We start from the raw sequence: 8,250 nt of genomic DNA, 5'->3' as shown, positions 1-8,250 counted from the left end.
TTTTTATCTGGTGTTAAAGTAATAGTAGATTTAGGATATAATTCAGCTAATTCTTTAAGTGCTACCCCTAGAGCTTCTTTTTTAAATCTTCCTGCAGGCCAACGTACAGGCTGTTTACTTCCCTTCTCATCTACTGTATATCCTAAAAACCAAGATTCCCATTCTTCAAGGCTAGCATTTAAATATAAATCAGGTAGCTTTCTATGAGGATCATTAAAGTTAGACCATTTTTCCATTACAGTAGCATTCCATAATTTAAGCATAATTAGGGTATATTTTGAACGAACTCTACTTAGTTCGATTAGATTGAACGAATAATATTGCTCTTTTAGTTGGAAGATATAAGGAGCAATAACAGTATTATATTTTATTTCAACATTTCCATTTCTTTTAATATCTACATATTGAAACAAAGAAGTCATTCTAATAAATGGGATTCCATCTTTATCATAAAGCTGTAAATATAAAGAAGTTTTATCATGCAATTTTTGTAGAGCAACAGCAGCCCTAGTATAGTTCGTGCCAGAAGAACTAAGACCTAGATGTTTTAGTATCTCTTGTAGGGTCAAATGATAAACAGTATCAACTGTATCTTCTTTCTTTATATAAGAAAAACAATAATCCAATATCTTATGTTCAGTAGCATTTAAATTTCCAAAAGCCCTAGCCAGTTCATTTGCTTGTGTAACTAGGTAGTTTTGTCTACTTAGTAAATTTTCAAATGCGTTTTTGGCTTTCTTATTTTCTATTATTCCCATAAAAAAACACCTCAAATTTTAATACGCAGTTTTTTCAATAATTCATTATATCATAAAAATGATATTAGATACATTTTTATATTTTTTTCAATAGTTAACGCAGTTTTTTCAATAGTTAACGCAGTTTTTTCAATAGTTAACGCAGTTTTTTCAATAGTTAACGCAGTTTTTTCAATAGTTAAGTGTGATAAACGTTGATATAAAGGCATTTCTTTTCCCCTAATGTAATATAATGTATTAGAATGTATCCTATGAATGTATCTTATTAAAGGCTGAATAAAATAAAAATTTCTAAAAAAGAGAAAAAACTAACTAAACAAATACTTAAAATAATTTTTCTATTATTTAGTTAGACTAAACTTGCAGTTCTAGCAAATTGTGGTTCAGAAAGACACTGGGTCGCTTCGCTTATGCTAGAACTCTAGTTAATCTACAACCATGCAAATATAGACAAAACATGCTATAATCATAGTGAAAAGATCAAAGTTACAAACAAAAAGCCCCCTAGATATTTGCGGTATCTAGGGGGTTATTTTGTTATTTCAGTCGCTGCCATTACTTAATCTAACAATAATGAGTCACAAACTGTTTTCAGGCTAATTGTCTAACAAAGTTATCTATCTAGCCATTTGCAAATGTAATAGGCTATCACACCTGCTACGATAGATAAAAGAAAATTGATCAAAGTTGCAAACATTAAATCGCCCCCTTTATTGTTGCAAGGACGATTTAGGCAGCAATTAACCGCCTTATTAGCTCAGACAACCTAAAAATTATAGCATAAGTGCTGACAAATACATTCTAAGCAAGCGTTCAAGTTGAATCTGGGTTTATTATACATAAAATCAACCGAGAAAACGCCTTAGAAACCTTGATTTAATAGCTTTTTTAGCTGATTTATGCTATAATTACTCCTGTAGTGATTAATGATCTACTTTGAAATCACTACATCATAACCACGTAAAAAAGATAGAGCCGATTATATTAATCGGCTCTATTTGCTATCTAAAATCAATTATAAGACATTTTAAATCATTTCAAGTGTAATTATATTAAAAAGGGATAAAACGTCTAAAACACCCATTAAATTAGATTTAAACCATATGTATTAATTTAATTAGTTAGCTATCACTTTAAATGCACTAATTTTATATAGCAGATAATAGATCTGCTGCCGAGACGGAAAAAACTATTTTTCTTTGGAATAACGAAGTAAAAAATTATGTGAACTGGATAGAATAATTTTTAAGAGCTTGAAAATAAGCTCTTTTTTATTTTTTGAAAAACGAAACGAAAGAAGCAAAACTACAAAATCATTTAGCTAAGTTGTAAAACGAAGCTCTGCATTCTGTACAACTAAGCTAAAGAGCATAAGAGAAAATGGTCCCACAGGTGCGTGGGAGCCGATAGTATCGGCGTTTTCTTAGGGACTTAATTTTCTCGCTTGTTACACAGCTATTTAACACTTGTTTTACACCTAATTTACACTTTGTTTTACGCTTATTTTACGTAAAACACCTGTTAAACAATTTTAAAATGCTATAAAAAAATAACTATCATATTTGTGACAGCCAAATTTTTTTAATGTTTTTTGGAATTGAAGTAGCAGAGAAAATTTTTCTTCCAGTTATTTTTCGTAAGAAAAAAGGAAACTGGAAGAAAAATAATTGTAAGACGTTTGTCCCACAAAAAAATAAATTTTAGTTTTTGAAAAGTGATACAAATGTGGCACGTGATATAAGCGTGCTACAAGTTGTGTTACAACTGTGTTGTATTAGTTAGTATAGTGTGTTACACACGAGAAAATTTGGTCATTAAGAGAATGCCGACACTGTCGGCTCATCCGCCTACGGATGACCATTCTCACTTATGCTCTTTAACTCTGTACTCCAGTTTAGAAGATGCCAAAATTTTATTCTCAAAATTCGTTAAGTGGGTTTGAAGATTTTTTTTCTTTGTTTAATTTTTTTGAAAAAGAAAAATCGAAAATCAAAGAATTAAATCTTCAAAAGTTTCAAAGCAAACATACAAGTTATTACAAGCCTTAAAAATCGTTTCTGAGACGTTTTAAATAAAGCTGAATATAAATAATAGTCAAGGGGCAAAAAAGCGACGTAGGAGCTTTTGAGACGCCGTAGGGCAACCCTTGACTATTTTAAGCATAAAAACGCTGGAGAAAAAGAAAGCAAGCTTGCTTTCCCGAGGCTTAGTGCCGGCGAACGTCCCCAATGCAATGGGGTGTAGGGGTTAAGCTATGCTATAATGATTAGGTTGCTGTGTCCCTTTGCCAGTATGGAAAGGGGGTGAGGGGATGAACTCTTTTGATATCGCAGTTACTGCACCGCTTTTTGTTGGTATCTTTTTACTACTGTTTAAAGATTGGTTAGATAACCGCAAGAAGTAAATCATAGCAACATTAATCTAACCGTTGAGTCGAGCTTTCAGGCGAGTTCGGCTCTTTTTTTGCAATAAAAAAAGTCGTGTTTATCAGGCACACACGACTTTGTGAGTTTCAGAACTCTTCTGATATCAAGTTAATTATATCATAAAGTGAAAATTGAGCAGTAAAAAGTTAGGAAAAGTAAAAAATAAAAAAGGACTTAATAACAAGTCCTTTTCGTTGGATATATGGTAAAATTATACCGTTAAAATAAAAAAAGTAACTTACAGAAAAGTTCATTGGCGTGAGCTCTGGAAGTTATCTTCACGTTGAATTATACGTGATTAAATCGTAAAATTCAAGCAAGAACATAGCAAAGTATAATATATTATACTTTACCTTTAAGTTTTGAAGATAAACTCCTTTCTGTAAGTTACTGAAAGGAGATTTTTTTATGCCAAAAGAAAGTAAAAAGAAAGATGTAAGAGCAAGAACATGGACTTTTGTTCAATATCCTGAGTCAGCTCCAGAAAACTGGCGAGATATTTTAGATGGTTATCATATTCCGTGGGTTGAGAGTCCACTGCATGATAAAGATGTGAACCCAGACGGAACGGCTAAAAAAGCTCATAGACACGTTATTTTGCTGTTTGACGGCAAAAAGAGCTTTGAGCAGGTAAAAGACATTACAGACGCTTTAAACGCTCCTATACCCCAAAAAACGGCAAATACAAAAGGGCTAGTTAGATATTTAATACATATGGACAACCCAGAGAAACATCAATACAAGCGAGAAGATATTATTTGTCATTCTGGAGCAGATATTGAACGCTATTTTGAAGTATCTATGAGTTCAAGAACTGCTATATTACGTGATATTATGCAGTTTATTAGAGATAGTGAGCTTGATAATTACAGTGATTTTATTGGCTATTGCTTAGACAATGAAGAATATGAATGGTTTAATATAGCGACTAATTATAATACTTTAGCAATTAATAAACTTTTAGATGCCGAGTATCAAAAACATAACCCTAAAAATGTATCAAAAAATGGCTCACTTGATGAAAAAGTGGCTCAAGTAAAAGAAATGCGTAAAAAAGGTATTAAATTAGCTGTAATTGCTGATACAGTGGGAATTAGCTTAGCAACTGTTAAAAGATATTTGAAAAAATAGATAGAAAAAAACGGCTCATTTGAGCCGTTTTACTAAAATCGTTGGTCACCTTACTCTCCCAAGGGATTCAGCGATTTTTTTTTTTTTTTTTTTCTTAGTGAGCCACTTAAAAAAAGTGGGATAAAGCTAGATTTATCAAGGGTTTGAGTGGGGTTGGCTTGGGGGGTACTACGACAACTGAAAAGCGAAGTAAAATAGACAATTTATATCATGGGTCAAAAGAGGATTTTACTGAATTTAAAATACCAAGATTTCATAAAAATGGTGGAACATTAGGCTTTGGAACTTATCTAACTGATAGCTTGCAAAGAGCTAAATCTTATGCAGATAATGACGGCTATTTGTATACTATTGAATTGAATGATGAACTACAAAATAGTACACCTTTGAACGCCAGCAAAGTTACATTAACAACTAATCAAGTCGCTAAAATAATTGAAAAGATAGCACAGAAACAGATTGATGAAGAAGAATACCCCTACATCTTGTCCGATTGGGAAGAACCAACTAGTGAAACAGCAATGGACGCAGGCAACAAAAAAATTGCTTATAATATAGCTGAAAAGATTATTGATGATACTGATGATTTAAGCATTATCAATGGCATAAACAATCAATTAGGCGGTAACGATAGTGGAGCAGAAACACTAATTCCTGTTTTAAATGAAATGGGTATTCACTATGCAGAATTAGATGTTGAATACTATGATAATTCCAAAGAATACGTTGTATTTAATCCAAAGGATATTAAAATCGTTAATCAGAAACTAACAAAACCAGAACAAAGTAAAAAGTTTGTTAGTGATGTTGATATAAAATCCTTGGAAGAAAAAGCTATAAAAACAATCGCAAAATCTGAACTAATTGTTAAAGCAAACAACCCAGTTGAAGCTATGCAAAAGCTTTATAACAATGATTTAAAAAGCGCTATAAAAGCCAGCTTTATATTATATGATTTACCAGAAGATAAAATCGACAGCAGTAAAAAGAATGTTACATGGGAAGATTTAGTCAACATAGAAAAATCATATAATGTGTTTAGTTATTATCAAAACAACTTATACGGTAGTGAACTTGTAGAACCTGATTTGAACAATCCATATCAGGAAAACACTAAGATTCTTGATAATAAAGCCACACAAAAACAACCAGCCTTATCAGATCAATACAAAGCATTGCATGATAAGTTAAAAGAGCCAGGTGCAAATAAACAACAAATACAGGAACAACTAAACAAAGTTAAAATCGAAATTAGTCAAAAGACCCAGCAACAATTAAAAGACTTTGCAAAAGCTAACCCAGATTTGAAGCAACCAAGAGTAAAAAAAGAACAGCAAGCTTTGCAACGATAATCATAAAAAGCGCCTATTTATAGGCGCTTTTTTGTATTTTGACGTTTGAGAGGCGCATTCTAAGACCGTTGTGACTTTACTTGCTAAATTAGAATGATTTTACTTAATAAATGAGAAAATGAAACGTATGGAATGCTATACAATATTATGAATTGAAAAAAGTGATAGTTAGATAGTGTACAGAAACTGGTTATTTTCTTGGCTAAAATGCAAAACAGGGCTTGTTAATAAGCCCTGTTTTTTAAAATTATTTAGTTGTTCTTGCTATTAACAATTTAGTTTCTGAATAATATTTAAAAACAGATGTATATCTGTGTAATAAAAAGGTTTTATTGCTTTAAATCCCTACTACTTATATTTAAAGTAACAATTAAAGCAACTAACACGATGCACGTAATGGTTAAAAATATATCAGAATAGTGCGGGGCAGTTAAAGTATAAAAAGGATTAAAAGATGCTTTAACCCCATGTCTCATTGACAATAAATCCCCTATTAGTGAGGCACCTGTTCCTGCCCCAAGATACATTGCACCTTGAAACAACCCCGTACCTACACCAACTTGTTCTTTAGGTAAAGCAAGTACTGCAACATTATTCACTGGAGAGTTAATAAATGCAAAAGCGATACCTATCCCTAAACTCCCGATAGATATTAATACAGGTGATGCGCCTGCTACGAAGCTCATATATAAAGAAGATAAGCCCATAATAATTAGTCCAACTAATAATAGTATTTTAGGATGCACTTTGTCAGATAATCTTCCCACTATTGGTGAAAGGATTGCAACAGCGACACCACCAGAAAGTAATATTAAGCCTGCCTGTCCAGTACTTAACCCATTAACCTCAACAACTAATAATGGAATAAAAACAAGCATAGAGACATAAGCAAACATTGAAAGAAATACAATGAAAATTGAGCTTACATATAAACGGTTCTTCAATATAACTGGAGGGATAAAAGGATTTTTAACATTAATCACGCGATATATTAACACTATTAAAGCTATCATAGATATAGAAAAACTTGTGGTTGTTTGTATAGAAATCAAACCATACATTTCTGAAAGCGTAATACCAAGTAAAAAACCACCTACGGTTAATCCTAATAATAGTCCACCTAAAACATCAAAATTTTGATGACTGTTATTATCTGGTGATTCTATTTTAGGCATTGATATTTGAACACCTAGAACTATAATTAAACCCAGAACAAAAGTGACCCAAAATAATGATTGCCAACCTAATAATTGTCCTACAACGCCGCCAAATATTGGGCCTCCTGCAGTGCCAACGCCAATACAACCAGCAATAATACCTAAAATTCTTCCTCTCTGTCCAGGCGGATAAATTTTAGATATTATAACCATAGATAGCACAGGTATGGCTGCCATGCCAGCTCCTTGAAACATTCTACCCAATACTAAAATAATTAAATTGGGCGCGAATATACATATTAAACTTCCTATAGTTAATATTAGAAATCCGTTAGTAAAGAGTTTTTTAATATTTAAAAAATCAGATAAACGTCCATAAAAGGGAATTGCTATAGATAGAACTAAGGCAACACCACTTACGACCCAACTAACTTGCGCCTCAGACCCACCTAATTCTTTTCCAATCACACCGAGAACAGGATTAACCATATCTGCAGTAACTGAACCCACTAAAACAGACAAGCCTAAGATACTAATTAACAACACATTTGATGCTATATTTTTTTCATTTTGATGATTCATTTTACAGCCTCCTAAAATTTAAATGCTCATTTTAGAAGGCTAAATCGACTGCTTTAACCATCAATTTCACCTCTCAATTATCCAAATAAAAAAGCTTAATCTTAAGATCAGACTTTTGTTACATAAATCAATATTTTACTTTTTTACGTAAGGATTATAGTAAAAAGTCTGGATTTTGGTATTCTGTTTAAAAAAGTACATACTTGTCCCTCAACTTTGAGATAGTCTGAAACTTTAATTGTTTTATAAAGGGTAAACACCATTTCCATCATTTTTATCCTCCTCTTATATTAATCTATACCAAAATAACACAAAAGAGTAAATTTGTCAGTTTTATCTCTATTTTGAGCAAAATAGAGTAGTAAATTTTAAAATTATGAGTTTATTTGATTATTTTTAATACTCTATATAGTTTGTCTAGTAACATCTACTTCCGTAACTATATTGCTAATTGAAAAACATTTGTCTAACATTTCTATAACTCAGTAATAAACTAAACGTTTTTGAGAATCTTTTGCATTTGGTGAATAAAGTACAGGTCGTCCTTTGTATACTCCTTTTTCTTTCGCTACTTGGTTCTGTTGCAAAGTTTTAAATAAAGAATAAAATCCCTTACGGTATCTATGATTTAAGCTGGGATTCCCAATAATACCTTGATTTCAGTACAGACCGAAAACCCGAAGAGAGTGCCTTCTTTTCGGGTTTTCTTATATAATCCTCGAATGGCTTCCATGCCTTTAATCGTGGTAGAGGCAGTGCGTAAACTTCGATAGAATTTATTGCGTCTCTTTACTGGACGATGGTCTTGTTCAATCAAATTATTCAGGTATTTAATGGTACGATT

The 8,250-nt window shown here is 32.0% G+C and carries 7 protein-coding genes and 1 pseudogene; 3 read left to right on the top strand and 5 right to left on the bottom strand.

Going from position 1 to position 8,250, the window contains the following annotated elements:
* Both NOU10_RS09110 and NOU10_RS09105 read right to left on the bottom strand, forming a co-directional pair.
* On the bottom strand, nucleotides 1–758 hold a 758-nt coding region (locus NOU10_RS09110), incomplete at its 3' end, for a replication initiation protein (protein WP_255906651.1).
* A gap of 50 nt (nucleotides 759–808) precedes the next feature.
* Nucleotides 809–967: a hypothetical protein gene (locus NOU10_RS09105; protein WP_003708837.1), complete on the bottom strand. Its 159-nt coding sequence runs from the start codon at nucleotides 965–967 to the stop codon at nucleotides 809–811.
* Nucleotides 968–3,069: 2,102 nt separating this feature from the next.
* On the opposite strand from NOU10_RS09105, the gene NOU10_RS09100 reads away from it, so the two are divergent.
* The 3 genes from NOU10_RS09100 to NOU10_RS09090 all read left to right on the top strand — a co-directional run bounded on the left by NOU10_RS09100 (nucleotide 3,070) and on the right by NOU10_RS09090 (nucleotide 5,667).
* On the top strand, nucleotides 3,070–3,162 hold the full coding sequence (locus NOU10_RS09100) for a type I toxin-antitoxin system Fst family toxin (RefSeq protein WP_143456202.1): 93 nt from the start codon (nucleotides 3,070–3,072) through the stop codon (nucleotides 3,160–3,162).
* Nucleotides 3,163–3,592: 430 nt separating this feature from the next.
* Nucleotides 3,593–4,315, top strand: a complete 723-nt coding sequence (locus tag NOU10_RS09095; RefSeq protein ID WP_193524892.1) for a Rep family protein — start codon at nucleotides 3,593–3,595, stop codon at nucleotides 4,313–4,315.
* Nucleotides 4,316–4,473: 158 nt separating this feature from the next.
* Nucleotides 4,474–5,667 carry a hypothetical protein gene (locus NOU10_RS09090; protein ID WP_255906650.1) on the top strand — a complete coding sequence of 398 codons (1,194 nt, stop codon included), beginning with the start codon at nucleotides 4,474–4,476 and terminating at the stop codon, nucleotides 5,665–5,667.
* Nucleotides 5,668–5,996: 329 nt separating this feature from the next.
* Here NOU10_RS09090 and fexB read toward each other — a convergent pair whose 3' ends face one another.
* From fexB to NOU10_RS09075, 3 genes and pseudogenes are all read right to left on the bottom strand, one after another.
* Entirely contained in the window at nucleotides 5,997–7,406 is a 1,410-nt protein-coding gene (fexB, locus tag NOU10_RS09085; protein WP_255906649.1) for a chloramphenicol/florfenicol efflux MFS transporter FexB, read from the bottom strand.
* Nucleotides 7,407–7,810: 404 nt separating this feature from the next.
* A pseudogene (locus NOU10_RS09080) lies at nucleotides 7,811–7,981 on the bottom strand (recombinase family protein); the annotation flags it as partial.
* Between the two features lie 53 nt (nucleotides 7,982–8,034).
* The coding region (locus NOU10_RS09075) for a DDE-type integrase/transposase/recombinase (RefSeq protein WP_255906647.1) at nucleotides 8,035–8,250 on the bottom strand (216 nt) is incomplete at its 5' end.

This window comes from Ligilactobacillus sp. MP3 (assembly GCF_024436335.1).
GTDB lineage: Bacteria > Bacillota > Bacilli > Lactobacillales > Lactobacillaceae > Ligilactobacillus > Ligilactobacillus salivarius.
Note: the sequence above shows the minus strand (reverse complement) of the source record. Positions and strands in the feature narration are given on the sequence as shown.

Excerpts from the sequence above, each read along its gene's own strand:
- NOU10_RS09100 (WP_143456202.1), top strand. The coding sequence starts at position 3,070 with ATGAACTCTTTTGATATCGCAGTTACTGCACCGCTTTTTGTTGGTATC.
- NOU10_RS09095 (WP_193524892.1), top strand. The coding sequence starts at position 3,593 with ATGCCAAAAGAAAGTAAAAAGAAAGATGTAAGAGCAAGAACATGGACT.
- NOU10_RS09105 (WP_003708837.1), bottom strand. The coding sequence starts at position 967 with ATGCCTTTATATCAACGTTTATCACACTTAACTATTGAAAAAACTGCG.
- fexB (WP_255906649.1), bottom strand. The coding sequence starts at position 7,406 with ATGAATCATCAAAATGAAAAAAATATAGCATCAAATGTGTTGTTAATT.